At 62.9% G+C, this 22,656-nt stretch carries 22 protein-coding genes; 13 read left to right on the plus strand and 9 right to left on the minus strand.

Features of this window, described 5'->3' with window-relative positions:
• The first annotated feature begins 29 nt into the window (after positions 1-29).
• The 9 genes from rsfS to lipB all read left to right on the plus strand — a co-directional run bounded on the left by rsfS (position 30) and on the right by lipB (position 8,420).
• Positions 30-395: a ribosome silencing factor gene (gene rsfS, locus VCJ09_RS03065; RefSeq protein ID WP_079205066.1), complete on the plus strand. Its 366-nt coding sequence runs from the start codon at positions 30-32 to the stop codon at positions 393-395.
• A gap of 12 nt (positions 396-407) precedes the next feature.
• Positions 408-875 (plus strand): 23S rRNA (pseudouridine(1915)-N(3))-methyltransferase RlmH, encoded by a 468-nt coding sequence (gene rlmH, locus VCJ09_RS03070; protein WP_324733073.1) that lies wholly within the window; start codon positions 408-410, stop codon positions 873-875.
• Between the two features lie 39 nt (positions 876-914).
• A complete protein-coding gene (gene mrdA, locus VCJ09_RS03075; protein ID WP_324733074.1) occupies positions 915-2,804 on the plus strand; it encodes a penicillin-binding protein 2 in 1,890 nt (629 codons plus the stop codon).
• A 38-nt stretch (positions 2,805-2,842) separates the two neighbouring features.
• Positions 2,843-3,946, plus strand: a complete 1,104-nt coding sequence (gene rodA / locus VCJ09_RS03080) for a rod shape-determining protein RodA (RefSeq protein WP_324734583.1) — start codon at positions 2,843-2,845, stop codon at positions 3,944-3,946.
• 18 nt (positions 3,947-3,964) lie between these two features.
• On the plus strand, positions 3,965-4,975 hold the full coding sequence (gene mltB / locus VCJ09_RS03085; RefSeq protein ID WP_324733075.1) for a lytic murein transglycosylase B: 1,011 nt from the start codon (positions 3,965-3,967) through the stop codon (positions 4,973-4,975).
• Complete coding sequence (locus tag VCJ09_RS03090) at positions 4,975-5,976, plus strand: septal ring lytic transglycosylase RlpA family protein (protein WP_324733076.1); 1,002 nt, start codon at positions 4,975-4,977, stop codon at positions 5,974-5,976. Before mltB ends, VCJ09_RS03090 begins: the two co-directional genes overlap by 1 nt.
• A gap of 116 nt (positions 5,977-6,092) precedes the next feature.
• A complete protein-coding gene (locus tag VCJ09_RS03095) occupies positions 6,093-7,253 on the plus strand; it encodes a D-alanyl-D-alanine carboxypeptidase family protein (RefSeq protein WP_324733077.1) in 1,161 nt (386 codons plus the stop codon).
• A gap of 244 nt (positions 7,254-7,497) precedes the next feature.
• The gene (locus VCJ09_RS03100; protein WP_079204637.1) at positions 7,498-7,776 is read left to right on the plus strand and encodes a DUF493 domain-containing protein; all 279 of its coding nucleotides are present in this window, start codon (positions 7,498-7,500) and stop codon (positions 7,774-7,776) included.
• Positions 7,776-8,420: a lipoyl(octanoyl) transferase LipB gene (gene lipB / locus VCJ09_RS03105; RefSeq protein WP_324733078.1), complete on the plus strand. Its 645-nt coding sequence runs from the start codon at positions 7,776-7,778 to the stop codon at positions 8,418-8,420. The genes VCJ09_RS03100 and lipB overlap by 1 nt, the downstream gene beginning before the upstream one ends.
• Before the next feature lie 172 nt (positions 8,421-8,592).
• Here lipB and lipA read toward each other — a convergent pair whose 3' ends face one another.
• Together lipA and VCJ09_RS03115 are read right to left on the minus strand one after the other, a co-directional pair.
• Entirely contained in the window at positions 8,593-9,645 is a 1,053-nt protein-coding gene (gene lipA / locus VCJ09_RS03110; RefSeq protein WP_079204639.1) for a lipoyl synthase, read from the minus strand.
• Positions 9,646-9,918: 273 nt separating this feature from the next.
• A complete protein-coding gene (locus VCJ09_RS03115) occupies positions 9,919-10,641 on the minus strand; it encodes a winged helix-turn-helix transcriptional regulator (RefSeq protein WP_324733079.1) in 723 nt (240 codons plus the stop codon).
• Between the two features lie 103 nt (positions 10,642-10,744).
• Between VCJ09_RS03115 and VCJ09_RS03120 the strand changes: the two genes are divergently transcribed.
• Together VCJ09_RS03120 and VCJ09_RS03125 are read left to right on the plus strand one after the other, a co-directional pair.
• A complete protein-coding gene (locus VCJ09_RS03120; protein WP_324733080.1) occupies positions 10,745-11,683 on the plus strand; it encodes a carbon-nitrogen hydrolase family protein in 939 nt (312 codons plus the stop codon).
• A 65-nt stretch (positions 11,684-11,748) separates the two neighbouring features.
• The gene (locus VCJ09_RS03125) at positions 11,749-12,183 is read left to right on the plus strand and encodes a GFA family protein (RefSeq protein ID WP_324733081.1); all 435 of its coding nucleotides are present in this window, start codon (positions 11,749-11,751) and stop codon (positions 12,181-12,183) included.
• 15 nt (positions 12,184-12,198) lie between these two features.
• On the opposite strand, the gene VCJ09_RS03130 is transcribed toward VCJ09_RS03125, so the two are convergent.
• The 5 genes from VCJ09_RS03130 to leuS all read right to left on the minus strand — a co-directional run bounded on the left by VCJ09_RS03130 (position 12,199) and on the right by leuS (position 18,357).
• A complete protein-coding gene (locus VCJ09_RS03130; protein ID WP_324733082.1) occupies positions 12,199-13,491 on the minus strand; it encodes a lytic murein transglycosylase in 1,293 nt (430 codons plus the stop codon).
• Between the two features lie 72 nt (positions 13,492-13,563).
• On the minus strand, positions 13,564-13,722 hold the full coding sequence (gene arfA / locus VCJ09_RS03135) for an alternative ribosome rescue factor ArfA (protein WP_324733083.1): 159 nt from the start codon (positions 13,720-13,722) through the stop codon (positions 13,564-13,566).
• A gap of 253 nt (positions 13,723-13,975) precedes the next feature.
• Positions 13,976-15,022, minus strand: coding sequence for a DNA polymerase III subunit delta (gene holA / locus VCJ09_RS03140; protein WP_079204645.1), 1,047 nt, complete (start codon positions 15,020-15,022; stop codon positions 13,976-13,978).
• Between the two features lie 42 nt (positions 15,023-15,064).
• Positions 15,065-15,676: an LPS-assembly lipoprotein LptE gene (locus VCJ09_RS03145; RefSeq protein WP_324733084.1), complete on the minus strand. Its 612-nt coding sequence runs from the start codon at positions 15,674-15,676 to the stop codon at positions 15,065-15,067.
• A 74-nt stretch (positions 15,677-15,750) separates the two neighbouring features.
• A complete protein-coding gene (gene leuS, locus VCJ09_RS03150; RefSeq protein ID WP_324733085.1) occupies positions 15,751-18,357 on the minus strand; it encodes a leucine--tRNA ligase in 2,607 nt (868 codons plus the stop codon).
• Positions 18,358-18,558: 201 nt separating this feature from the next.
• Between leuS and VCJ09_RS03155 the strand changes: the two genes are divergently transcribed.
• Positions 18,559-19,011 carry a hypothetical protein gene (locus tag VCJ09_RS03155; RefSeq protein ID WP_324733086.1) on the plus strand — a complete coding sequence of 151 codons (453 nt, stop codon included), beginning with the start codon at positions 18,559-18,561 and terminating at the stop codon, positions 19,009-19,011.
• Positions 19,012-19,037: 26 nt separating this feature from the next.
• Positions 19,038-19,805 carry a YdcF family protein gene (locus VCJ09_RS03160; RefSeq protein ID WP_324733087.1) on the plus strand — a complete coding sequence of 256 codons (768 nt, stop codon included), beginning with the start codon at positions 19,038-19,040 and terminating at the stop codon, positions 19,803-19,805.
• 203 nt (positions 19,806-20,008) lie between these two features.
• On the opposite strand, the gene lnt is transcribed toward VCJ09_RS03160, so the two are convergent.
• On the minus strand, positions 20,009-21,529 hold the full coding sequence (gene lnt / locus VCJ09_RS03165; RefSeq protein WP_324733088.1) for an apolipoprotein N-acyltransferase: 1,521 nt from the start codon (positions 21,527-21,529) through the stop codon (positions 20,009-20,011).
• Between the two features lie 259 nt (positions 21,530-21,788).
• A complete protein-coding gene (locus tag VCJ09_RS03170) occupies positions 21,789-22,628 on the minus strand; it encodes an HlyC/CorC family transporter (RefSeq protein ID WP_324733089.1) in 840 nt (279 codons plus the stop codon).
• Positions 22,629-22,656: the final 28 nt, after the last annotated feature.

The raw sequence follows: 22,656 nt of genomic DNA on the forward strand, positions 1-22,656 counted from the left end.
CAAACGAGTTACTTATGAAGAAGCAAAAAATGCTCAGCGAAGACCTGGTCAAACTGGCCATCGCTGCCCTGGAAGACATCAAGGCGCAAGACATCACCACCATCGATGTGCGCGACAAGACCAGCATCACCGACTACATGGTGATCGCCAGCGGCACGTCCAGCCGTCACGTCAAGTCGCTGGTCGACAACGTGCTGGAGAAGGTCAAGGAGAAGGGCGTGCGTCCGCTGGGCAGCGAAGGCCTGGACACAGGCGAGTGGGCGTTGCTTGACCTGGGTGACATCGTCGTCCACGTGATGCTGCCAACCGCACGGCAGTTCTACGACCTCGAGCGTCTCTGGCAGGGTGCCGAACAGAGCCGTGCGCAGTTCAGCCCTGAGCCGGAACAAGAGTAAGGGCGCAGCGTAGTGCGGATCAAACTGATTGCCGTCGGCTCGCGCATGCCGCGCTGGGTCGAAGACGGCTGGCAGGAATATGCCAAGCGCATGCCGTCGGAGCTGGCCCTGGAGCTGGTCGAGATTCCTTTGACCACCCGTGGCAAGAATGCCGATGTAGCGCGGATGATCCGCCAGGAAGGCGAAGCCATGCTGGCCAAGGTGCAGCCGGGGGAACGCATCGTCACCCTGGAAGTCGAAGGGCGGCCGTGGAGTACCGAGCAGTTGGCCGGTGAACTGGACAAGTGGCGCCTGGATGCGCGCACCGTCAACCTTATGGTCGGCGGCCCCGAAGGGTTGGCGCCGGAAGTACAGGCGCGCAGTGAACAGCGCTGGTCGCTGTCGCCGTTGACCTTGCCACACCCGCTGGTACGGATTGTTATCGGCGAGCAGATGTATCGGGCCTGGACCGTGTTGTCCGGCCACCCGTACCACAAATGATTTCCCTCCACATTTCCCACCCATAATCAGCAGTCATAGATGCCGCAGCCGATTCGCCTCAAGGACCACGAAAAAGACGCGCGCCTGATTCGCCGGCGTGCGCTGGTCGGTGCCTTGGTGTTTCTGCTGCTGACTGCGGCCCTGATCGCGCGCATGTATTACTTGCAGGTAGTGCAGTACGAGTACCACTCGACCCTTTCGGAAAACAATCGGGTTCACGTTCAGCCGATTCCGCCGAGGCGTGGGCTGATCTTCGATCGCAACGGGGTGATTGTCGCCGACAATCGGCCAAGTTTCAGCCTGACCCTGACCCGCGAACGGGCGGGTGACTGGGAGCCGGTGCTGGATGTGATCGTCGAGGTGCTGGGGCTGAGCAGCGATGAGCGGGCGCTGTTCGAGAAGCGCGTGCGCCAGGGCCGTCGGCCGTTCGAACCGGTGCCGGTGTTGTTCGAGTTGAGCGAAGAGCAGATTGCCACGATCGCGGTCAATCAGTTCCGTTTGCCCGGGGTTGAGGTGGTGGCGCAACTGGTGCGGCATTATCCCCAGCGCGAACACTTCGCGCATTCGGTAGGCTATGTCGGGCGGATCAACGAGAAAGAACTGAAGGAACTCGATCCGGTGGCCTATAGCGGGACTCACCATATCGGCAAAACCGGTATTGAGCGCTTCTACGAAGAGCAGTTGCACGGCGAGGTCGGCTACGAAGAGGTCGAGACCAACGCGCGCGGCCGGGTGCTGCGGGTGCTCAAACGCATCGATCCGATGCCGGGCAAGGATGTCATGCTGACTATCGATGTGCGCCTGCAGGAAGCTGCCGAGGCCGCGTTGGGCGGTCGTCGCGGCGCCATTGTGGCGATCCAGCCGAGTACCGGCGAGGTACTGGCGATGGTCAGTCAGCCGAGTTTCGATCCCAACCCGTTCGTCACTGGCATCAGCTTCAAGGCCTATGCCGAGCTGCGCGACTCGATCGACCAACCGTTGTTCAACCGCGTCTTGCGCGGCCTCTACCCGCCGGGCTCGACCATCAAACCGATGATGGCCGTAGCCGCCCTGGATGCCGGGGTGATCACCCCCACTTCGCGGGTGTTCGATCCGGGGTTCTATCAACTGGCCGGCAACAGCCACAAATACCGCAACTGGAACCGCAGCGGCGACGGCTGGGTGAGTCTGGAGATGGCGATCATGCGCTCCAATGACACCTATTTTTACGATTTGGCGCACAAGCTGGGCATCGACCGGATGCACGACTACATGAGCCGCTTCGGCCTGGGCCAGCGAGTGTCACTGGACATGTTCGAGGAAACGTCCGGACTGATGCCGTCGCGGGACTGGAAACGGGGGCGCTACCGTCAGCCTTGGTACCCGGGGGAAACCCTGATTCTCGGCATCGGCCAGGGCTATATGCAGACTACACCGCTGCAATTGGCCCAGGCGGTGACCCTGATTGCCACCAAGGGCAAGTGGATTCGTCCGCACCTGGCCAAGACCGTCGAAGGGGTCCCCCCGGTGGATTCTGAGCCGCTGCCGGATGTCCTGTTGCGCGATGCCAAATACTGGGATTACGCGCGGCTCGGTATGGAGCAAGTGATGCATGGGGCGCGCGGCACCGCACGCAAGGTTGGCGACACGGCGGAGTATCGAATGGCCGGCAAGAGCGGCACGGCGCAGGTGGTGGCGATCAAGCAGGGTGAAAGATACGACCGCAACAAGATCCAGGAGCGCCATCGTGATCACGCCTTGTTCGTCGCGTTCGCTCCGGCGGACAACCCGCAGATCGCCGTGGCGGTGATGGTGGAAAATGGCGAGTCAGGCTCGGGTGTGGCCGCTCCGGTGGTCAAGCAGGTAATGGATGCCTGGTTGCTCGACGACAGTGGCCAGCTCAAGGCCGAATACGCCAAGCCGGTGAGTGCAGAGGTCGGTCAGCGATGAGCGGTAATTTCGATCGAGTGCTGTCCAGCGAAGATGTACTGCGCCGTCGCGCCAGCCTGCTGCAGCGCGTGCATATCGACGGCATTTTGCTGCTGCTGTTGCTGATCCTGGCGGTCGGCAGCCTGTTCATTTTGTATTCGGCCAGCGGCAAGAATGTCGACCTGTTGATCAAGCAGGCCAGCTCCTTTGGCATCGGCCTGGTGGGCATGTTCATCATCGCCCAGCTCGAGCCGCGCTTCATGGCGCGCTGGGTGCCCCTGGCGTATGTGGCGGGTGTCGGCCTGCTGGTGGTGGTGGATGTGATGGGTCACAACGCGATGGGCGCCACCCGCTGGATCAATATTCCCGGGGTGATTCGCTTCCAGCCCTCGGAGTTCATGAAGATCATCATGCCGGCGACCATCGCCTGGTACCTGGCCAAGCGCAGCTTGCCGCCGAGTTTGAAGCACATCGCGACCAGTCTGGCCCTGATTCTGGTGCCGTTCGTGCTGATCCTGCTGCAGCCGGATCTGGGTACCTCGATGCTGGTGATCGTTTCGGGGGTTTTCGTCCTGTTCATCGCCGGGCTGCAGTGGCGCTGGGTCATCGGTGCGCTGGGGGCGTTGATCCCGGTTACGGTGGGTATGTGGTTCTTTGTCCTGCGTGAGTACCAGAAACAGCGCGTGCTAACCTTCCTCAATCCCGAGAGCGATCCGCTGGGCAGCGGCTGGAACATCATCCAGTCGAAGGCGGCGATCGGCTCGGGCGGGGTCTTCGGCAAGGGCTGGCTGCTCGGCACCCAGTCACATCTGGACTTCTTGCCGGAAAGCCACACCGATTTCATCATCGCCGTGCTCGCCGAGGAATTTGGCCTGGTCGGCGTTTGTTTGTTACTGCTGGTTTACCTGCTGTTGATCGCACGCGGTTTGGTGATTACCGTGCAAGCGCAGACGCTGTTCGGTAAGCTTCTGGCGGGCGCGCTGACCATGACGTTCTTCGTTTATGTTTTCGTCAATATCGGTATGGTCAGCGGTCTGCTGCCAGTGGTGGGGGTGCCGTTGCCGTTCATCAGCTATGGCGGTACTTCGCTGATTACCCTGCTGGCAGGGTTTGGCATTTTGATGTCGATCCACACGCACCGTAAGTGGATTGCACAGGCTTAAATTGGGGTAATAAATTCAATGCACATATTGCGTGGCTGGGCTGCACGGCAAACACATTGGCTCGGTCTGGCTGCCGCCATGGGTGTGGTTCAGCCGGCGCTCGCCGCCGATTATCAGGATTCGCCGCAGGTCAGTGAGTTCATCGCCGAGATGAACCGCGATTATGGTTTTGCCTCGGAGCAACTAGGCCGTCTGTTCGCCGCAGTGCAGCGCAAACAGACGATTCTCGACGCTATCTCGCGTCCGGCGGAGAAGGTCAAACCCTGGAAGGACTACCGGCCGATCTTTATCACCGACTCGCGGATCGCCCGCGGCGTGGATTTCTGGCGTCAGCACGAAGCGACCCTGGCGCGCGCCGAGGCCGAATACGGCGTGCCGGCGCAAGTGATAGTGGCGATCATCGGCGTGGAAACCTTCTACGGTGGCAACACCGGCAGCTACCGGGTGATGGATGCGCTCTCGACCCTGGCCTTCGATTATCCCGCGCGCGCGCCCTTCTTCCGCAAGGAGTTGCGTGAATTCCTCATGCTCTCGCGTGAGGAGCAGGTCGATCCGCTGACCCTCAAAGGTTCCTATGCCGGAGCCATGGGCTTGCCGCAATTCATGCCGAGCAGTTTCCGCGCTTATGCGGTGGACTTCGACGGCGATGGTCATATCAATATCTGGACCAATCCGGTGGATGCCATCGGCAGCGTGGCCAGCTACTTCAAGCGCCACGGCTGGCTGCCTGGCGAGCCAGTGGTCAGCGTCGCCACGGTCGTTGGCGAACAGGTCGAGCAGGGCCTGAGCGTCGGCCTCGACCCGCAGATGAACGTCGACGAGTTACGTCGCCTCGGTTGGTCGAGCAGCGATACGCTGGACGGCGAAATGCCGGTCACCGCCTTCCGCCTCGAAGGTGCCCAGGGCGATGAGTATTGGCTGGGGTTGCCGAACTTCTTTGTGATTACCCGCTATAACCGCAGCGTGATGTACGCCATGGCGGTCAATCAGTTGGCCGAATTGCTGGTAGATGCACGAGGGGCCAACTAATGTCGGGCTTGCCGTTCAGATTGGCCGCCTACTCTGCTCTCGCGCTATTACTGGCCAGTTGCGCGTCCACTCGTGCGCCGCAACCGGTGGCACCGGCCAAGTCGGGCGCGACTATTACCGGTCCTGGTGACTTCAGCCGCCCGCACAAGGACGGCGCGCCTTGGTGGGACGTCGACATCTCGCTGATCCCGGACGCCGTGCCCATGCCGCACTATGGCTCATTCAAGGCCAGCCCCTATGTGGTGTTTGGCAAGCAGTACTACCCGATTCCTGACGCGCGCCGCTATCACGCGATAGGCCCGGCGTCCTGGTACGGCACCAAGTTCCATGGTCAGGCCACCGCCAACGGCGAAACCTACGATCTATACGGCATGACTGCCGCGCACAAGACCTTGCCGTTGCCGAGCTACGTGCGGGTGACCAATCTGGACAATGGCAAGAGTGCGATAGTGCGAGTCAACGACCGCGGCCCGTTCTATTCGGATCGGATCATCGATCTGTCGTTTGCCGCCGCGAAAAAGCTCGGTTATGCCGAAAACGGTACCGCACGGGTCAAGGTCGAGGGCATCGATCCCCACGAGTGGTGGGCCCAGCAGGGGCGCCCGGTGCCACTGGTGCTGGCTGCGCAATCAGCGGCTCAGGTCAAGACCGTCGCCCAGCCGGTTGCAGCGCCGCTTGCGCAGTACTCGCCGCCCGTAGAACAGCATGCCGCGGCCGTACTGCCGGTACAGATAGACGCAAAAAAAAACGCTTCAGTCGCAGCCTCTGGCCTGTATCTCCAGGTGGGAGCCTTCGCCAATCCGGACGCTGCGGAGTTGCTCAAGGACAAGTTGAGCGATACGGTGGCTGCGCCGGTGTTCATCAGCTCAGTGGTGCGCAACCAGCAGCTTCTCCATCGCGTGCGCCTGGGGCCGGTGAGCAGCCGGGGCGAGGCTGAGCAATTGCAGCTCAGTGTGCGCTTGGCCAACCTCGGTGAGCCAAGGCTGGTCAAGGCGGATTGAGATGGCACTTAGCTCCGGACTTAATACGCGGCACCAAGCGCCGTACGCTGCGGCTGCAAGCACTACCTGATTTGCCCGTTTGGGCCTGTTCGACCATTAGCAATCTAGAGAGACGGATGAATATCACCAGCTTTGCCCAACGCGTTTCCTTGTCACTCCTGCTGCTCAGCGCACCGGCCGCCTGGGCCAGCCAGATGGCGATTCCAGCGCCGCCACAGTTGGCTGCCAAGTCCTATGTGCTGATGGATGCCGCCAGCGGCAACATCCTCATCGAGGAGAATGCCGATGAGCGCCTGCCACCTGCCAGCCTGACCAAGTTGATGACCGCCTACCTGGCGACCCTGGACATCAACCGCGGTCAGATCAAGCAGACCGACATGGTGCGTATCAGCGAGAAAGCCTGGCGCATGGGCGGCTCGAAGATGTTTATCGAGGTCGGCAAGGAAGTCTCGGTCGACGACCTGCTGCATGGCATCATCATCCAGTCCGGTAACGACGCCAGCGTGGCGATTGCCGAGCATATCGCCGGTAGTGAAGAAGCCTTCGCCGACATGATGAACAGCAATGCCCAGCGTCTGGGTATGAGCAACAGCCAATTTCGCAACGCCACCGGCTGGCCGGACCCTGACCACTATTCTTCGGCCAAAGATATGGCCAAGTTGGCGCGCGCTATCATCTTCGAAGATCCGCAGCACTATGCCATCTACGCGCAGAAGGAATTTCTCTGGAACGGCATCAAGCAGCCCAACCGCAACCTGCTGCTGTGGCGCGACAAGACCGTCGACGGCTTGAAAACCGGGCACACCGATGAAGCCGGTTATTGCCTGGTGTCTTCTGCCGTGCGTGATGGCATGCGCTTGATCTCCGTGGTGTTTGGCACCAATAGCGAGCAAGCCCGCGCCGCCGAAACCCAGAAGCTGCTGACCTACGGTTTCCGCTTCTTCGAGACCCGGACCTTTTATCAGAAAGGTGTTGAATTGGCCCAGGCCCAGGTCTGGAAAGGTGCCACTCGTCAGCTCAAGGCTGGCCTGGCCGGTGACCTGACCCTGACCATGGCGAAAGGCCAATTGGACAAGTTGCAAGCCGGCATGACCCTCAACCCACAGCTGATCGCACCTATCCAACAAGGTGACGTGATCGGCAAGGTCGAAGTCAAACTGGGCGATGAGGTCGTGCACAGCGTCGATCTGGTAGCCCTGGAAACTGTCGAGGAAGGTGGCCTATTCCGTCGTCTGTGGGATAGCATTCGTCTGTTCTTCTTCGGGTTGTTCAACTGAGAGGTTGTGAAATAACGCTCGCCTACTGCGACCGCCCCCTGGTGTCTGCTGCTGGCGTTGCGTTACGCAAAAAACGGGGTCATTTAGCTCACTAAACGCCTCCGTTTTTCGCGTAACGCGCCTGCTGTGAACACCAGGAGACGCTCTCGCTACGGCGCTCGATATTTCCACCGCCTCTGATTCTGCCCCGTACGCCTGTACCCGGGGCGTCCTGTTCTGGACAGGCCACAAGCCTGCTGATGCCATGACTGATACTGACGTTCAAGCCCCAAAAATCGAGTTCCCCTGCGCGCGCTATCCGATCAAGGTGATCGGCGATGCTGGCGAAGGCTTCACCGAACTGGTGGTCGAAGTGATCCAGCGCCACGCGCCGGATTTCGATTCGACCTCGCTGGTGGTGCGTGACAGCCGCAATGGCCGTTTCCTTACGGTGCAGGTGCTGATCACCGCCACCGGGGTGGAGCAGTTGCAAGCGCTTCATCTCGATCTGCGTGCCACTGGCCGCGTGCACATGGTGTTGTGATGAGCCTGGGCTTTCGCGAGCTCGGCTTGGTCGACTACGAGCCGACCTGGCAGGCCATGCAGCGCTTCACCAATGAACGTGGCGCGGACACCGCCGACGAAATCTGGTTGTTGCAGCATCCTCCGGTATTTACCCAGGGCCAGGCTGGCAAGGCTGAGCATGTCTTGTTTGCCGGCGACATCCCGGTGGTACAGGTCGATCGCGGCGGCCAGGTGACGTATCACGGTCCCGGTCAACTGGTGGCCTACCTGCTGCTGGACCTGCGTCGCTCGGGTCTTGGCGTACGTGAGCTGGTCAGCCGCATCGAGCGCAGCCTGGTCGCCACCCTGGCCAGCTATGGGGTGAGCGCTAGTGCCAAGCCCGATGCGCCTGGGGTTTACGTGGATGGGGCGAAGATCGCCTCGCTCGGCCTGCGCATCCGCAATGGCCGCTCTTTCCATGGCCTGGCGCTGAATGTGGACATGGATCTGGCGCCGTTCCGGCGGATCAATCCCTGCGGCTATGCCGGCATGGCCATGACCCAGTTGGCCGATCTGGTCGCTGGGCCGATAGAATTCTCCGAGGTAAGTGCCCGGCTGCGAGAACAGCTGGCCAAGCACCTCGACTACCCTGAGCAGAAGACCCTGACGGGCGCAATGGACTGATAAATGGCGGGGAGGGTGGAGCGCTTTATCCATCCGCTATGCACTGTCCATGGCGGATAAACAAGGCGCCTGCCCCTCGTCACCTGTCGGACTTAGGGCTGTCCTACTGCGCAAGCCATAAGTTCGACAGGCGGCGAAGCAACGCGCAGGGGGTAGGCGTTGCGCGGCCCTATCAGTTCAGGTTGAGCGTCGGAATCAGGGTGCTATTGACCTGCTGGCCCGGCACCGGAACAGGGGCGGCCAGGCCCAGGTTGTTCTTCTCGAACACCCGGTCGGCGCGGTAGCTGGAGCGCACCAGCGGGCCGGCGGCCACTTCCATAAAACCCTTCTGCAGGCCGATGTCGCGGAAACGATTGAATTCTTCCGGGCTGACCCAGCGCTTGACCTTCAAGTGGTTGCGCGTGGGTTGCAGGTATTGGCCAAGGGTGAGGATGTCGACGCCGATGGCGCGCAGGTCATCCATGGTCTCGAGAATTTCCTCGTCGGTCTCGCCCAGGCCCAGCATCAGGCTGGTCTTGGTCAGCATGCTCGGGCGGTGGCGCTTGGCGTGCTCCAGCACGCGCAGGGTCTTCTCATAACCGGCGCGGGGGTCGCGCACTTCATAGGTCAGGCGCTTGACCGTCTCGATGTTCTGCGCGAAGACCTCCAGGCCGGAGTCCGCCACGCGCTCGATGGCCAGCAGGTCGCCGTCGAAGTCCGGAGTCAGGGCTTCCACCACCACTTGTGGGGTGCGCTCCTTGATCGCGCGCACGCAGGCGGCGTAGTGCGCGGCACCGCCATCGTCCAGGTCATCGCGATCCACTGAGGTCAGCACGATATAGCGCAGCGCCATCAACTCCACCGACTTGGCAGTGTTCTGCGGTTCTTCCAGATCCAGCCAGCCGTTGGGGTTGCCGGTATCCACCGCGCAGAAGCGGCAGGCGCGGGTGCACACCGAGCCCATCAGCATGATAGTGGCGGTGCCGTTTGACCAGCATTCGCCCATGTTCGGGCAGTGGGATTCCTGGCACACGGTGCTCAGACGGTGTTCGCTGACATTGCGCTTGACCGCTTCGAAACGGCTGCCGCCGGGCGCCTTGATCCGCAGCCACTTGGGCTTGGGTTCAAATACCTGGGGTTCGCTTGAGGCGCGGCGCTTCTGCCCGTCCTTGATCGCGGTGGTGCCTTGAGTGGTGCGAAATTTTTCGCCGCTGGAAACGGTTTTGGGCGGGGAGGTATCGGACATCGGCAATCTGGGCTCCGCTAGAGGCTCCGTGGACGAGGCGGCTTGTGGCCGCCGCGCAGCTTACCACAGAAGCTGACCGTGCAGTCCGTCGAGCGCCGTGCGGTCCAGGCCCGTTGGTGCGTTCCACCTACCATGCCGACCAGCGGGCCCATGAGGTCAAGACCAACTGGCCAGGATGTCCGCACAGCAGGCCCCGTCAGGAGGCTTTGTTATTTCTGGGGCGTGAGTGTGCTGTCGCTGCGATTGGCCAGGGTAGGGGGCGCCGCGCGCACCCTACGAGGAAGCGTTGCCAGCGTTCTGCGGCCGCGGTGCGTGGCGGGCGTTGCTGCGGGTTGTGGCGAAGGCGCTGGTGCCAAGCCAGCACCAGAGGTTCTGCGCATCCCCAGGCGCGCCGAGCACCTGCAGCTCGCGCGCTTGCAGCACCTCTTGCGGGCTGCGCTCGCCGCTCCAGACTTCGGTCAGTGCGCGTACGGTCGCGTCTACCACCAGCGTCGGCTCGCGTCCGGGGTCGTCGCGGCACAGATCGGCCATGCCCTGCTCGACCAGCAACCACCATTGCCGCTCGCCGGGCCGCGCGTCGCGGAAGCTGAAATGGATTACCACCGGCCGCGGCGGGAATTCGGCGATGCGCACAAAGCGGCGCACATCCCACATCAGCAGGCCCGCGTCTAGCTCATTGTCGTGCAGGCGACTACCGATCCAGCGCGCGCCCCAATGGCCGAGCGCCATGATGATGGGCCGCAAGTCTTCGCCGGCCTCGGTCAGGCTGTATTCCCAGACCTTGCCGACGGCGCTGCGCTGGACCACGCCGATTTCTTCCAGGTGACGCAGGCGCTGGCTCAGCAGGCTGGTGGACATCCGCGGCACGCCGCGGTGCAGGTCGTTGAAACGCTTGCTGCCGCACAACAGTTCGCGCACCACCAGAGGCGTCCAGCGATTGCACAGCGCCTCGGCGCCACGCGCGACGGTGCAGAACTGACCGTAGCTGTCTTCCATCGTCCTACCTCCGAGTGACAACACTTCAGATTCTGGACTAGTTCGACCATTACGCCAGGCGCAGGCTGACCTTCGTAGGTTCACCACAACGAGGAGAACGGTGATGACCATGATTGCGATTATCCAGCGCCCGCCGGTATTGCTCGATCGCCAGGCCACACTCGCGCTGGCCGTGCAGTCGCTGAGCGAGGCCGCGGCGGCAGGCGCCGAGCTGGCGGTCTTGCCCGAATTGTTCATTCCCGGTTACCCGTCGTGGATCTGGCGGCTGGCCGCAGGTAGGGACGGGGCGCTGATGGGCCAGCTTCACGAGCGACTGCAGGCCAATGCCGTGGACATTGCCCGCGGTGACCTCGAGCCACTCTGTGAGGCCGCCCGCGCCCATCGGCTGACCATCGTCTGCGGTCTCAATGAATGCGAGCGCAGCCGGGGTGGCGGCACGCTCTACAACAGCGTGGTGCTGATCGGTGCCGACGGTAGCTTGCTCAACCGCCATCGCAAGCTGATACCGACCAACCCCGAGCGCATGGTCCACGGTCTGGGCGATGCCGGCGGGCTGCGCACGGTCGACACCCCGGTTGGCCGGCTCGGTACGCTGATCTGTTGGGAAAGCTACATGCCGCTGGCGCGCTACGCCCTGTATGCCGAGGGCGTGGAGATCTACGTCGCGCCCACCTACGACTGCGGCGAGGGCTGGCTGGCGACCCTGCGGCACATCGCCCTGGAAGGCCGCTGCTGGGTACTGGGTAGCGGCACCGTGCTGCGCGGCGAGGACATCCCCGACGACTTCCCCGGACGGGCGCAGTTGTTTCCTGAGCCAGGCGAGTGGATCAATGACGGCGACTCCGTGGTGATCGACCCGCAGGGCCGGACCGTCGCCGGACCGCTGCACCGCGAGGCCGGCATCCTCTATGCGGATATCGACAGCACGCGGGTGGCGCCGGCGCGGCGCACCCTCGACGTCAGTGGTCACTACGCGCGCCCGGATATCTTCGAATTGCAGGTAAGACGCACGCCGGCGCAGCCCGTGCGCTATATCGACTAGTTCGAGTCGGCACTATCTGGGCGATGGGCGCTCGGCAATACTTGGCAATCGACAGGAGGCAGAACATGAGCAGCGAACCAACCTATCAGGGTCAGTGCTTTTGCGGCGCGGTCCAGTTCAGCGTCAGCGGCGAGCCGGTGGCAATGGGCTATTGCCACTGCCAGTCATGTAGGCAGTGGTCGGCCGCCCCGGTCAATGCATTCACCCTGTGGCAGCCCGAGGCGCTGACCGTGATTCGCGGCGCGGACAGTATCGGCAGCTACAACAAGACGCCGCGCAGTAGCCGCAAGTGGTGCAAGAACTGCGGCGGCCACCTGTTCACCGAGCATCCGGAAATGGGGCTGGTCGATGTGTATGCAGCGCTGGCCCCGCAACTGGCATACACGCCAGAGGTCCATGTGCATTATCAGGAGGCGGTTCTGCACATCAAAGATGGGCTGGCGAAACTACAGGATGTGCCCATAGAGATGGGCGGCTCGGGGCTGAGTATGGCTGAATAGCCCGGCCATCCTGTCTCAGAGCGGCGTACGCAGCCGCACCAGCAGCTCCTGGGTCGGATAGCCGTCGGCTGGCCAGCCCAGTTTCAGTTGAAAGGCACGCACGGCTTTGCGTGTGTTGGCGCCAATGATGCCATCGGCGGGACCCGGTTCCAGGCCGTTGCGCAAAAGCAATTGCTGCAACTCGATGCGCTCGCTGCGACCCAGTTGCCGCTCCCCACGGGGCCAGGCGGCACGGACGCCATCGCCATCGCCACCGCGCAGGCCGTCAGACAGCAGGCCAATAGCCAGGGCGTAGGAGGTCGAGTTGTTGTACTTGAGGATGCTGCGAAAATTGCTCAGCAACAGGAAGGCAGGACCGCGATGCCCGGCCGGCAGCAGCAGGGTCGCCATGGTTTCGGTTGCCAGGTGCTGGGCTGGCGGATTGAGCGCTTCGACGCCCAGTGCTGTCCACTCGGCCAGGCTGCGGCGTACTTCCGGATCGGCCAGGCTGTAGTCGAAGGCCTGCGGCAGGCGCACCTCGAACCCCCAGGGTTGGCCTTTCTGCCAGCCCGAGTTCTGTAGGTAGTGGGCTGCCGAGGCCAGGGCGTCAGCCGAGGAACTCCAGAGGTCGCGGCGGCCATCGCCGTCGAAATCCACGGCATGTTCGTTGTAGGTGGTGGGCATGAACTGGGTCTGGCCCATGGCGCCGGCCCAGGAGCCGACCAGGCGTTCCGGGGTAATGTCGCCATGCTGGAGGATCTGCAGCACGGCGAGCAGTTGGCTGCGCCAGAATACTTGGCGGCGGCCTTCGTAGGCCAGGGTGGCAAGCGAGCGGATCACGTTGTGATTGCCGATATTGCTGCCGAAGTTACTCTCCAGGCCCCAGATCGCCACTAAGGTTTCGCGATCCACACCATAGCGATTCTCGACGCGTTCGAGGGTATTACCATGTTGCAGCAACAGGCTTTGGCCGCGGGCGACTCGCTGGGAGGAGACCGCACCATCCAGGTATTCCCATACCGGACGGGTAAACTCCGGTTGGCTGCTGTCGGCGAGCAATACGTCGGGGTTGGGGCTGACGCCGGCGAAGGCGCGATCGAACAGCGCTGGGTCGATCCCGGCGGCAATCGCGTCGCTGCGCAACAGAGTTCGCCAGTCGGCGAAACTGAGCTTTTCACTGACAGCTACAGGCTGGTTGTTCGGGGGGCTACTCGGGCTGTCGGCAGCAGTCACCAGCGATTGCGCGGGCGCTTCGGCGCAGGCCGTCATGAGCAGAAGGAAGCAGACCGAGGTCAAGTGGCTCAGGCCGCGAAATAGCAGGTTGGGCATGGTGGTCTCAAGGCGTTTTTGCAGGCCGCTACCTTAGCACGGTTGAGCCTTCAGGCGTGCTGCAGTGGGGCTTCAGGCTGCCAGAAGGACCGAAGCCTCCCAGTTTTGCTGGGAGGCTTCGCGGCGGTAACTGCCTTTGCCTTTGCCGGGTTTTTCCTGACGACAGCGGAACAGCGGCTGGGTGATCAGGGATTTGGCCTTGTTCGGGCGCTGTTTGCGGTTTTTGGCCATGCTGGATCCTCGGTGGCGGCCCGCGACGTGCGGGTGGGTGAATGATGATCCGCTGGTTAAAAGATGTCCAGCTAGTGGCCTGCACGGTGGGCTAACTACATAGGCACGCTTGAGTCCAAAGGTAAACGGACTCAGTGATCAGGCCACTAGCAGCAGGGGCGAGGAGGGCGCGTGAGGCATGAGGCTGTGCGCGGGGAGGGATGAGATGCCCGTTGCTGGGTTCATTCTCCTGGCGGCAATCGGCGGGCGGGGGTTACAGGCCGGGGTCGCTGGGCAGGCTCAGGCGTTGCCCGCACAGGCTCAGGGCTAGCATGCGCAAGCCGCTCCAGGGGTCGCCCGCGGCTTGACCCTTGATCTGCGCGTCGATGCGCTGGGCGTCCAGCAGAAGCGAGGCCCAGCGTGCGGCAGAAAGACGTTGCAGGGCTTTGCTGACCAATGGCCGGCGCTTGTCCCAGACCGGTGGACGCGCCGAGCTGAAGGCCTTGTCCAGTGGCATACCCTGGCCGTATTGCTGGGCGATGGTGGCGAGCAGGCGGATTTCGCGAGCCAGCGCCCAGAGAATCACCGGCGGTTCGACGCCTTCGCCGCGCAAGCCTTCGAGGATGCGCAAGGCATGCGCGGCTTCGCCGTTGAGCGCCGCATCGATCAGGCCGAATACATCGAAGCGGGCGCTGTCGGCGACCGCCGCATGCACCGTGCTGACCTCGATCTGGCCGCCTTCGGCGAGCAGCTTGAGTTTCTCGATTTCCTGGGCGGCGGCCAGCAGGTTGCCTTCCACCCGCACGGCGATCATCTCGACCGCTTCCTGGCTGGCGCTGAGACCGGCCTGGGCCAGGCGTTGGCGAATCCATTGCGGCAACTGGTGGGCATCCACCGGCCAGATCTGGACGAACTGACAGTGCTGTCCGTCGATCAGCGCCTTGGCCCACTTGGTTTTCTGTGCGCTGCCATCGAGTTTTGGCAGGCTGATCAGCAGCACGGTGTCTTCCGGCGGGCGCGACAGGTATTCGAGCAAGGCGGCCGCGCCTTTGTCGCCGGGCTTGCCGGAAGGCAGGCGCAGTTCCAGCAGGCGTTTGTCGGCGAACAGCGAGAGACTGGCGCTGGCCTGGAGCAGGTTGCCCCAGACGAAACTGGCGTCGGCGTTGAATACCTGGCGTTCGCTGAACGCCTGCTCACGGGTGGCGGCGCGGATGGTGTCGCAGGCTTCCTGGCACAGCAGCGGTTCGTCGCCACTGACCACATACACCGCCGCCAGGTTGCCCTGGAGGTGTTTGCCGAGTTGTGCGGGGTTGAGTTTCATCAGGCGCTAACAGGCGGGGCCGCGGCTGCGACCCCGACAGGTCTACTGGCTTGGTGTCGGCAGTTGCACGGGCGACTGCTGCGGTTGTGCGGCTTCACGCTGGCGCACGGTTTCCAGGGCGTCGGCTTCGACTTTGGCCTTGGCTTCGGCGGTCTGCTGCAGTTGGTCGAGCTGGGCCGGGGTAACCTGTTGCAGGCGCTGGACCAGTTGCTGCACCAGCTCGCGGCGCATTTCGCTGCGCAGTTGCACCGCTTCCTGATCGGAACCGACCAGGTTGTTGCCGTCCTGCGCATAGAAGTTCTGCGCCTCGAGCTGGTTGCTGGTCAGCAGCAGGTTCTGTGCGCCACGAAGCTCGTAATCGAGGGTCATGGTCAGTTCGTATTCGGCCGTCCGTGCAGAGCTGGTGTAGCTGGCGGTGCGCTGGTTTTCCTGCTCGTTGCTCAGTACCAGGTGATAGGCGGCGCCGGAGTGGACGCGCACGCCGTTGTCTTGCAGTACCTCACGCACCTGCTTGACGGTATCGCCATAGGCGTTGCGCGCGCTGACGTCGAGTTCCTTGAGGGCGAACTCGACGTCACCGGTACCGCGCAGCTGGAAGCCGCAGGCGCTGAGCAGTGCAGCGAGGCCGATTACCAACAGATTCCGTTTCATCATCTTTGCTATCCCCTTGGCGAACCTCTCGACGCACCGCTTTGCGGCCGTGTCGAGCTTTGTCGGTTGGCGACTATTTAGTTGGCGACTATGTTGACCAGCTTGCCCGGCACCACAATCACTTTGCGGATGCTCAAGCCTTCGGTGAAGCGCAATACATTTTCGTTGGCCCGCGCCGCCGCTTCGACTTCCTCGCGGGTGGCCGAAGCAGGCATGTCGATATGGCCGCGCAACTTGCCGTTTACCTGGATCACCAGCTGCAGGCTGTCCTGCACCAGCGCCGACTCATCCACCTCCGGCCACTGGGCGTCGATGATCGCGCCCGGGTGGCCGAGTTCCAGCCACAGTTGATGGCTGATATGCGGAGTGATCGGGGCCAGCAGCAGGGCCACGCTTTCCAGGCCTTCCTGGAGCAGGGCGCGATCCTGGGCGGTCTCTTGGGCGGCCTTTTCCAGCACGTTCATCAGGGTCATCACCTGGGCGATGGCAGTGTTGAATTTGTGATGCTGGCCAATATCCTGGCTGGCTTGCCTGATCGCCAGATGGATGGCGCGGCGGGTTTCTTTATGGGTATCGCTCAGGGCGGTTTTGTCGAGCGTCCCCGGCAGGCCGGCGCTGACGTGGGCCTGAGTCAGGCGCCAGACGCGACGGAGGAAACGGCTGCCGCCCTCGACGCCGGAGTCGGACCACTCCAGGCTCATGTCTGGCGGCGAGGCGAACATCATGAACAGCCGGCAGGTGTCGGCACCGTAGGCATCGATCATCGCCTGTGGGTCGACGCCGTTGTTCTTCGACTTGGCCATCTTCTCGGTGCCGCCGATTTCCACGGCCAGGCCGTCGCTCTTCAGCTTGGCGGCAATGACCTTGCCCTTGGCGTCGCGCTCGATTTCCACGTCGGCCGGGTTGAACCAGTCTTTACCGCCATTCTCCAGGGTGCGGTAATAGGTGTCGGCGATCACCATGCCCTGGGTCAGCAAATTTTTGAACGGCTCGTCGGAGTTGAGCAGGCCTTCGTCGCGCATCAGCTTGTGGAAGAAGCGCGCGTAGAGCAGGTGCAAAATAGCGTGTTCGATACCGCCGATGTACTGGTCCACCGGCAGCCAGTGGTCGGCGGCGGCCGGGTCGACCATGCCTTTGCTGTACTGCGGCGAGGTGTAGCGGGCGAAGTACCAGGACGATTCGACGAAGGTGTCCATGGTGTCGGTTTCACGCTTGGCCGGTGCGCCGCATTTCGGGCAGCTGCACGCGTAGAACTCGGCCATGCGCGCCAGCGGCGAGCCGGCGCCGTCCGGTACCACGTCCTCGGGCAGCACCACCGGCAACTGGTCTTCCGGCACCGGCACGTCGCCGCAGCTGTCGCAATGAATGATCGGGATCGGGCAGCCCCAGTAGCGTTGGCGGCTGACACCCCAGTCGCGCAGGCGGAACTGGGTGCGCGATTGACCGAGATTCTTCTTCTGCAGGGCGACTTCGATGGCGTCGAAGGCCCCCGGGAAATCCAGGTCGTCGAAGTCGCCGGAGTTGATCAGGCTGCCGTGCTCGCCATAGGCGTCCTGCCAGGGCGCCGGAGTTTCATCGCCGGCGCTGGTGCGGATCACCGGTTTGATCGGCAGGTCGTACTTGTGGGCGAACTCGAAATCGCGCTCGTCGTGAGCCGGTACGGCCATCACCGCGCCGTCGCCGTAATGGATCAGCACGTAGTTGGCGACCCATACCGGCAGCTTTTCACCGGTCAGCGGGTGCTCGACGAACAGCCCGGTGGGCAGGCCTTTCTTTTCCTGGGTGGCCACGTCGGCTTCGGCGACGCTGCCGCTTTTGCATGCGTGGATAAAGGCTTGCAGTTCGGCGTTGTTCTGCGCGGCAAGCGTCGCCAGGTGGTGCTCGGCGGCGACTGCCACGTAGGTGGCGCCCATCAGGGTGTCGGGGCGGGTGGTGAAGACTTTCAGCGCACCGCTCTCGCCGATGCTGGCGAGGTCATAGGGGAAGCTGACTTCCATGCCGCGCGATTTGCCGATCCAGTTGCGCTGCATGGTCTTGACCTGTTCCGGCCAGCCATCCAGATCGTCCAGGCTGCTCAAGAGCTCTTCCGCGTAGGCGGTAATCTTGAAGTAGTACATGGGAATTTCGCGTTTTTCGATCACCGCGCCGGAGCGCCAGCCGCGACCGTCGATGACTTGCTCGTTGGCCAGTACGGTCTGATCCACCGGATCCCAGTTGACCGTGCCGTTTTTGCGGTAGATCACGCCTTTCTCGAACAGGCGGGTGAACAGCCATTGTTCCCAGCGGTAGTAGTCCGGCTTGCAGGTGGTCACTTCGCGCGACCAGTCGACGGCCAGGCCCAGGCTTTTCAGCTGGGTCTTCATGTACTCGATGTTCTCGTAGGTCCACTTGGCGGGCGCGACCTTGTTCTTCATCGCGGCGTTTTCCGCCGGCATGCCGAAAGCGTCCCAGCCCATCGGCTGCAGCACGTTCTTGCCGAGCATGCGCTGGTAGCGGGCAATCACGTCACCAATGGTGTAGTTGCGCACATGGCCCATGTGCAACTTGCCACTGGGGTAGGGGAACATCGACAGGCAATAGAAGGTTTCCTTGCCTGGCTGTTCGCTCACTACAAAGGATTTTTGCGAGTCCCAGTGGGATTGCGCGGCGGCTTCGATTTCGCGTGGCTGATACTGTTCGTGCATGGCTACTGGCGCTAAGGAAAGGGACTTTCTGGAAACGCCGTAGCATACATGACCCCCCGCAACTGAGGGAAACCCTGATTGCACTGCAAGGCCGGTCCAAGGCCGACGCCTCGCCGTTTGTCGCGGCGCTGGGCCGGTTCAAAGCCTGCCGCTAAGCTTGATGTATGAGCCGGACGATTGAGTCCGGCATGAGGTGATTGGATGGGTGAGTTGCGACGAGCAGAGGCGTCGGGGTCGGGGGGGCTATATGAGCGGTTGTTGCAGCGCCTTTCCGTGGCGCTGGATGAAGCCGACAATATGGCTCGCCTGTCTGCCAAGGCGCCGGATGAGTTGGAGTTGCGCGACCTGACCGCGGCGGAGTTGGAGTTGATTCGTGCCTATATGGATCATGACCTGAATTGGTTGCGTGGCTGGCATGCCGCGGCCGAGGAGTTGGCGGTGATCGAACATTGGCCCGCGCGCGCAGCCAAGGCCAACCGTGCCACGCTGAGAGCGGCGGGTAAGCCACTCGGCAAGATCAAGCCGCTGGTCAAGCGCCGGGTACAGTTGTGTTGCGCGCTATGCGGTGTGGTTGCCAGCTGGCGACCAGGACAGAGGGTGCACGCCTGCACTTCGTGTGGTTCGCAGCTGTTCCGGGCGAGCGATCAACGTTAGGCTGCTGGGCACCCGAGAGGTGTCCGATGGCTATTCGCTACATATTCAAACAACTGTTGCTGCCGCCGGGCGTATTGCTGCTCGCGTTGCTTGTCGCCTGGTGGTTACGCAAGCGTTTTCCGCGTGTGGCCACCGCCTGTTTCGGCCTGGCGGTCGGGGGGTTGTGGTTGCTGAGCCTGCCTGTCGCGGTGCAGTGGTCGGCGCGTCTGCTGGAGCGTGAGCCGGCGCTGGCCGAGGCGCACTGGGTCGATCTGGCGCAGCAGGTGGATGCGATTGTCGTGCTCGGCGCTGGGCGCGAACAGGGTGATCCGGCCTGGGGTGGCGATCAACCGAGTTCGCTGGCGCTGGAACGCTTGCGCTATGCCGCACGTCTGGCCAAGGCCTCGGGCGTGCCGCTGGCGATCAGTGGCGGCCTGCATCATGGTCAGCCGCCCAGCGAGGCCGCCCTGATGACTGAGGTGCTGGCGCGTGATTACGGCGTGCCGGTGCGCTGGCAGGAAGAGGCGAGCCGCACGACTTGGGAAAACGCGACCCACAGCGCCGAGTTGCTGCACCAGGACGGGGTCAGGCGTGTGCTGCTGGTCACTCAGGCCTGGCATATGCCCAGGGCGCGCTGGTGTTTCGAGCAGGCGGGGTTTCAGGTGTTGAGTGCGCCGGTTGGCTTTCTCGGCGTAGCCAACGGCCGTCCGGCGGGCGGCTGGCTACCGGAAAGCAAGGCGCTGTGGCAGAGCAGTCTGTTGCTCAACGAGGCGCTGGGCTTGTTGCTCTATCCCCTGGTCTACGGCCAGCCGTAAGTTGCTGCCCGTAGATCCTGTGTTCATGGGCAAGGCCTGCGACAGGCTTTACCCATCCACCAATCGCGCGGGTAGATGCAAAAGGCGTCACCCAACCTACCCAGTTCCCATCGGCCAAGGCAATCCGGGTTACCAAAGCAGGCCGCCGAATGCGCAGCCTGCCTGCGCTGGCCGCGCAGCCAGGCAGCGCTAATCCCCCGCAGCTACAGCGTCTTGGCCATGCGCCCGGCCAGTAGTGCCCAGGCAAACAGCAGGGTGCAGAGGATCAGCAGTGGCCAGCCGCGCCAATACAGATAAGGCGTCAGCTGTTGCATGGGCACCACCTCCCCGTAGAGCACGCCTTGTTCGAACTGCGGCAGTTGCTCGGTGATCCGGCCGAAGGGGTCAATCAGCACGGTCATGCCGTTGTTGGTCGCACGGATCATCCAGCGTCCGGCTTCGAGGGCGCGCATCTGGGCCATCTGCAAGTGCTGCAGCGGGCCGATCGAGCTGCCGAACCAGGCGTCATTGCTCACCGTCAGCAACAGTTCGCTCTGTGCGGCGAGCCCGGCGGCAAACTCCGGGTAGACCACTTCGTAGCAGATGAAGGTGGCGATCTTGTAGCCCTTGGCCTGTAGCAGCGGCTGGTCGGCCGAGCCGCGGGCAAAGTCCGACATCGGCAGGTTGAAGAAGGCGATCAGCCCGCGCAGCACCTCCTGCAGGGGAACGTATTCGCCGAAGGGCACCAGTTTCTGCTTGAGGTAGTCACCTGCGCCCTGGCCTACCACGCTGACCGCGTTGTAGTAGCGCGGCTCACCCCGCTCGTTGGCCTGGCGAATGGGTACACCGGTGATCAGTGCGGCCTCGCGCTCGCTGGCGAAGCGACCCATGACGCTGAGGTAGCCGGCCGCCTGCTCCTTGAGCACCGGCACCGCGGTTTCCGGCCAGATGATCAGGTCAGTCGGTTGGGCGCTGAGGCTCAGCTCGCGGTACAGCGCCAGTTGCGCGTTGAGTTGGGCCGGATCCCATTTCAGGTTCTGCTCGATATTGCCTTGCATGGCCGCAACCTTCAGCGGCTCGCCGGCCGGACTGGTCCAGGCGTGGCCCTTGAGGGCGAGGCCGGCGATCCAGGGGGCGGCCAGCAGCACCACGCCGGTGGCGAGAAAGACCTTGCGCGCGCGCAGTTGCGCCAGGTTGACCAGCAGCGCCGCGCTCAAGGCCAGGACGAAGGACAGCAGCCATACTCCGCCGACGGGTGCGAGCCCGGCCAATGGGCCGTCGAGTTGGCTGTAGCCGGCGTAGAGCCAGGGAAAACCGGTGAGGAACCAGCTGCGGAAGACTTCCTGGGCCAGCCACAGGGCCGCAAAGGCCAGGGCGTCGGCCAGTGGTGCTTCGCTGCGGCGTAGCCAGCGCGCCCACAGCCAGGCGGTCAGGGCCAGCAGTAGGCCCAGGCCGGCGACAAAGCCGAGGGTGAGGAAGGCGGCCAGGGCCGGCGAGGCGGCGCCGTAGTCGTGGATGCTGACGTAGACCCAACTGGTGCCGGCGGCGAACAGGCCGAAGCCGTAGTACCAGCCGCGCCATGCCGCCTGGCGCGGGTTCAGGTCGCGCAGGCCGAGATAAAACAGAGCAATCGAGAGTAGTGCCAGCGGCCACAGGTCGAAAGGCGCAAGCGCCAGCGTAGTTATAGCGCCGGCCGCCAGGGCGATCAGGTTGCCCGGCCAGCCGGAGCGAGTTATCCAGTGCATTGAATGCAGGTCCTTGGATTGGGGGGGGCGCAAGGGTAGAGCGGAATGCGGAAGGGGGGAAGGTTTGTTGGGGGTATTGATGAGTTACGTCGTTGCACGCCTAACCGGCCACTGAAAAACTACTACGCTCGGCTAAGCAGCGTTGCTACGCCGCGAACCGAGTCATGCGGCCTCGAATGCGCAACGGCTAGGCCTGCGCGCCTAGTCGTTGCGCATTACATTTTTCAGTGGCCCATCCGACCAAAGCATTGCAAGCGCTTCAGCGCACCAGTGGGGTCAGGCGTAGCAGGTGAATGCGGCGGCTGTCGGCGTTGAGTACGCGGAAGCGGAATTCGCCGATTTCGGTCACTTCGTTGCGCTTGGGCAGGTGGCCGAAGGCGCTCATCACCAGGCCGCCGACAGTATCGAACTCATCGTCGGAGAACTGGGTGTCGAAGGATTCGTTGAAGCTGTCGATCGGGGTCAACGCCTTGACCAGGAAATCGCCGCTGGGCAGTGGTTTGACGTAACTGTCTTCCTCGACATCGTGCTCGTCCTCGATGTCGCCGACGATCTGCTCGAGTACGTCTTCGATGGTCACCAGGCCGGCCACGCCGCCGTATTCGTCGATCACCACGGCCATGTGGTTGTGGTTGGCGCGGAACTCGCGCAGCAGCACGTTGAGCCGCTTGGATTCGGGGACGAAGGTCGCCGGGCGCAGCACATCCTTGATATTGAAGTTCGGCTGCTCATTCAGCAGCACCAGTGGCAACAGATCCTTGGCCAGCAGGATGCCGATCACATCGTCGAGACTCTCGCTCACTACCGGATAACGCGAGTGAGCGGCTTCGATGATCGAGGGCAGGAATTCCTTGGGCGTCTGGTTGGCTTTGATGCTGATCATTTGCGAGCGCGGGACCATGATGTCGCGAACTTGCAGGTCGGCCACCTGGATGGCGCCTTCGACTATGGCCAGCGCTTCGCTGTCGAGCAGCTTGTTCTGGTGTGCTTCGCGCAGAACTTCCAGCAGTTCCTGGCGATTTTTCGGCTCATGAGCAAAAGCCTGGGTCAGTTTATTCAACCAGGACTTCTGCTCGTTGCTCGATCGGTCTTCGCTCATGGGGTTGTACTCAAATCCTTGTGTCGGG

It is taken from the genome of Pseudomonas paeninsulae (assembly GCF_035621475.1).
GTDB lineage: Bacteria > Pseudomonadota > Gammaproteobacteria > Pseudomonadales > Pseudomonadaceae > Aquipseudomonas > Aquipseudomonas paeninsulae.

Bases quoted from the DNA above. Each gene is read 5' to 3' on its own strand.
- VCJ09_RS03120 (WP_324733080.1), top strand. From the start codon at position 10,745: ATGACCATGATTGCGATTATCCAGCGCCCGCCGGTATTGCTCGATCGC.
- rsfS (WP_079205066.1), top strand. From the start codon at position 30: ATGCTCAGCGAAGACCTGGTCAAACTGGCCATCGCTGCCCTGGAAGAC.
- holA (WP_079204645.1), bottom strand. From the start codon at position 15,022: ATGAAACTCAACCCCGCACAACTCGGCAAACACCTCCAGGGCAACCTG.
- VCJ09_RS03090 (WP_324733076.1), top strand. From the start codon at position 4,975: ATGTCGGGCTTGCCGTTCAGATTGGCCGCCTACTCTGCTCTCGCGCTA.
- VCJ09_RS03100 (WP_079204637.1), top strand. From the start codon at position 7,498: ATGACTGATACTGACGTTCAAGCCCCAAAAATCGAGTTCCCCTGCGCG.
- VCJ09_RS03125 (WP_324733081.1), top strand. From the start codon at position 11,749: ATGAGCAGCGAACCAACCTATCAGGGTCAGTGCTTTTGCGGCGCGGTC.
- VCJ09_RS03095 (WP_324733077.1), top strand. From the start codon at position 6,093: ATGAATATCACCAGCTTTGCCCAACGCGTTTCCTTGTCACTCCTGCTG.
- lipA (WP_079204639.1), bottom strand. From the start codon at position 9,645: ATGTCCGATACCTCCCCGCCCAAAACCGTTTCCAGCGGCGAAAAATTT.
- leuS (WP_324733085.1), bottom strand. From the start codon at position 18,357: ATGCACGAACAGTATCAGCCACGCGAAATCGAAGCCGCCGCGCAATCC.
- VCJ09_RS03155 (WP_324733086.1), top strand. From the start codon at position 18,559: ATGGGTGAGTTGCGACGAGCAGAGGCGTCGGGGTCGGGGGGGCTATAT.
- VCJ09_RS03170 (WP_324733089.1), bottom strand. From the start codon at position 22,628: ATGAGCGAAGACCGATCGAGCAACGAGCAGAAGTCCTGGTTGAATAAA.
- mltB (WP_324733075.1), top strand. From the start codon at position 3,965: ATGCACATATTGCGTGGCTGGGCTGCACGGCAAACACATTGGCTCGGT.
- mrdA (WP_324733074.1), top strand. From the start codon at position 915: ATGCCGCAGCCGATTCGCCTCAAGGACCACGAAAAAGACGCGCGCCTG.
- lnt (WP_324733088.1), bottom strand. From the start codon at position 21,529: ATGCACTGGATAACTCGCTCCGGCTGGCCGGGCAACCTGATCGCCCTG.
- VCJ09_RS03145 (WP_324733084.1), bottom strand. From the start codon at position 15,676: ATGATGAAACGGAATCTGTTGGTAATCGGCCTCGCTGCACTGCTCAGC.
- VCJ09_RS03115 (WP_324733079.1), bottom strand. From the start codon at position 10,641: ATGGAAGACAGCTACGGTCAGTTCTGCACCGTCGCGCGTGGCGCCGAG.
- lipB (WP_324733078.1), top strand. From the start codon at position 7,776: ATGAGCCTGGGCTTTCGCGAGCTCGGCTTGGTCGACTACGAGCCGACC.
- VCJ09_RS03130 (WP_324733082.1), bottom strand. From the start codon at position 13,491: ATGCCCAACCTGCTATTTCGCGGCCTGAGCCACTTGACCTCGGTCTGC.
- arfA (WP_324733083.1), bottom strand. From the start codon at position 13,722: ATGGCCAAAAACCGCAAACAGCGCCCGAACAAGGCCAAATCCCTGATC.
- VCJ09_RS03160 (WP_324733087.1), top strand. From the start codon at position 19,038: ATGGCTATTCGCTACATATTCAAACAACTGTTGCTGCCGCCGGGCGTA.